The organism is Streptomyces colwelliae (genome assembly GCF_048158785.1).
GTDB lineage: Bacteria > Actinomycetota > Actinomycetes > Streptomycetales > Streptomycetaceae > Streptomyces.
In genome coordinates, this window is record NZ_JBLTJC010000670.1 from 1 (window position 1) to 2,726 (window position 2,726).

Sequence of the window (2,726 nt, forward strand, 5' to 3'; positions counted from 1 at the left end):
GTGCAGGAACGGTGTCGGGTCCGGAGTGCCGCCAACAGGGCGGGAACATTGCAGGAGTCGCGGGTGACGCCCCTGTACGCCCGCGGGCGCGGGCGACGTACAGACCGGCTGAATTCGGCCACGGGTGGAAATAGTCGAGCATGACCCGTATATGCGGCATGGGCCCGCGGACTCGACTCGCTCGCGCTGGCCGAGCTCGCCCTGGCGCTCCAGGAGCAGCTCGGGGTTCCGGTTGCGGAGGAAGAGGCCGCCAAGAACAGCACCGTGGGTGAGCTCGTCGCCGCGCTGAACGCCAAGCGGGAGCGATGAAGGCGGCGTCCGCGCCCGTGTCCGTCACCGGCCTGGGGCTCATCACCCCGGCCGGGGTCGGCCGCGAGGAGACCTGGAAGGGGGTCCTGAGCGGGCGTTCCGCCGGTGCCACGGATCCCGAACTCAAGGGCTGCGCCGTGGACTTGTCCTGCCGTATCCCGCTGATGACCCCGGAACAGGCCCGGATCGGCGGCGGGAAGGCCTGGCGCATGGGCCGGTTCAGTCAGCTCGCCGTGCTCGCGGCGCGTGAGGCCGTCGCCGACGCCGGGCTCGACCCGGCCCGGTGGGACGGGGCGCGGGTCGCCGTGGTGATCGGTTCGGGGCTGGCCGGGGCCGCGCATCTGGAGGACCAGACGATCCGCCATCACCAGGGCGGTCCCGAGCTGGTGTCGCCCGCGCTGGTGCCCATGCTGATCTCCAACATGGCCGCCGGGGAAGTGCTGTTGGACCTCGGCGCCCATGGTCCGTCCCTGGCGACTGAGACCGCGTGCGCGTCCGGGGCCAGTGCCCTGGCCGTCGCACGGGGGCTGCTGCTCGCCGGGCTGTGCGACATCGCGGTGGCGGGCGGCGCGGAAGCGGCCGTCACCCCGGTGATCACCTCCGGTTTCCAGCGGATGGGCGCGCTGTCGTCCCGGGTCGATGAACCCGGCCTGGCCTCACGGCCGTTCGCGGCGGACCGGGACGGGTTCGTGATCTCCGAGGGCGCCGCGATCCTCGTCCTGGAACGGGAGGCCGACGCGCGGGCGCGTGGAGTGCGGCGGTACGCCCGTCTCGCCGGGGCCGGTCAGACCTCCGACGCGTATCACCCGACCGCCCCTGCTCCGGGGGGAGTTCACGCCGAGGCGGCGCTGCGGTCGGCGCTCGCGGAAGCGGGGCTGTGCCCGGCGGACATCGATCACGTCAACGCGCACGGAACCTCGACACCGCTCAACGACCTGACCGAGGCGGAGTTGATCGAGCGCGTGCTGCCGCACCGGCCAAGTGTCAGCGCCGCCAAGGGAGTTCTCGGGCACAGTCTCGGCGCGGCCGGTGCGATCGAGGCGGCGCTCACCGCCCTGACCGTCCACCGCTCCACCGTCCCGCCGATCGCCAACCTCACCCCGGACAACCTCCCCTTCGACCTGGACTGCGTCACGGGCGAGCCCCGCGAGCAGCGCGTCCGGGCCGCCGTCAGCCACTCCTTCGGGTTCGGCGGCCACAACGTGGTGCTGCTCCTCACCGCCGAGGACTGACGCCGACGACAACCGACCGAGGGCTGACGACAACCGGCCGCGGGCTGAACCGGATTGAAGTGAAGAAGGCTCAATGACCGTTCACAGCACGATCGTTCACGCCACCGTCCACATCCCCGAGGGACGCCAGAGCGTGGCCGCCGTGGAGGACCGCTTCCGGGCGGGCAGCCCCGCCGTGCCGTTGTCGCGCGGGGTGCTCCAGCGGATGTACGGGCTGGCCGAGCGCACCGTGGCCGACGACCTGGAGCAGCCCTCCGACCTGGCCGCGCACGCGGCCCGGCGCCTGTTCGAGGACACCGGCACCGATCCGGGCGGCGTGGACCTGCTCCTGTACGCCGGGATCCTCGCCGACATGGAGGAGCCGGCCACCGCCCATGTCGTCGCCGACAAACTCGGCCTGGGCTGCCCGGTGTTCGACCTGAAGAACGCCTGCAACGGAGTCCTCAACGCGCTTGAGGTCGCCGACGCGTTCATCCGCGGCGGGCAGTACCGGCGGGTGCTGGTGACCACCGCCGAGGTCAGCACCCGGGAGAGCCGCTGGCAACTGGACGACCCGGCCGACCTGTTGACCGCGCTGCCCAGCCTCAGCACCGGTGACATGGGCTCGGCGCTGCTGGTGGAGGCGGGGGAGCGGCCCGGCATCCTCGGCTCGCGGTTCTTCGCCAACTCCTGGGGCTGGCGGGCGGCGACCCTGCCCAACCCGTACGCGCAGCACCGCCGGCTCGGCCATCTCCGTATCGACTCCGCCCAGTTGGTGGGGTCGTTCGAGGGGTTGCCCGGCAAAGTGCGGGGCGCGATGCGGGAGTTGGGCGTCGAGGGCGACGACCTCGATCTCGTCTGTGTGCACCAGCCGTCGGTGCCGTTCACCAAGGTCGTCTGCGACTGGGTGGGCGTGGACCCGGGCCGGATTCTGGCCACCTTCCCCACCCACGGCAACGTGGCCACCAACACCATTCCGCTCCAGCTCGCCGCCGCGCTCGACAGCGGACGTCTCCAACGCGGGGACCTGGTCGGCATGTTCGGCTTCGCGAGCGGGGCCAGCGCGGGAGTGGTCGTCTGCCGCTGGTGAACGCCCTTGGGGACCACGACACCTCCCGAGCCCCCGACACCGTACGAACGTGAAGGCACAAGGCACCAACCATGACCACGACCCGCACCCCTCACACCCCCCACACCCCGCGCATC

General features: G+C 72.0%; 2 protein-coding genes and 1 pseudogene. All 3 read left to right on the forward strand.

Features of this window, described 5'->3' with window-relative positions:
* Nucleotides 1-180: 180 nt before the first annotated feature.
* Nucleotides 181-309 (forward strand): annotated as a pseudogene (locus ACNFOC_RS52950) (phosphopantetheine-binding protein); the annotation flags it as partial.
* Nucleotides 306-1,541 carry a beta-ketoacyl-[acyl-carrier-protein] synthase family protein gene (locus ACNFOC_RS52955; protein WP_416966106.1) on the forward strand — a complete coding sequence of 412 codons (1,236 nt, stop codon included), beginning with the start codon at nucleotides 306-308 and terminating at the stop codon, nucleotides 1,539-1,541. The pseudogene ACNFOC_RS52950 and the gene ACNFOC_RS52955, both read left to right, overlap by 4 nt.
* A gap of 73 nt (nucleotides 1,542-1,614) precedes the next feature.
* Nucleotides 1,615-2,610, forward strand: a complete 996-nt coding sequence (locus tag ACNFOC_RS52960; protein ID WP_406124112.1) for a 3-oxoacyl-ACP synthase III family protein — start codon at nucleotides 1,615-1,617, stop codon at nucleotides 2,608-2,610.
* The last annotated feature ends 116 nt before the right edge of the window (nucleotides 2,611-2,726 follow it).

Coding starts and splice junctions, on each gene's coding strand:
- ACNFOC_RS52955 (WP_416966106.1), top strand. CDS start 306: ATGAAGGCGGCGTCCGCGCCCGTGTCCGTCACCGGCCTGGGGCTCATC.
- ACNFOC_RS52960 (WP_406124112.1), top strand. CDS start 1,615: ATGACCGTTCACAGCACGATCGTTCACGCCACCGTCCACATCCCCGAG.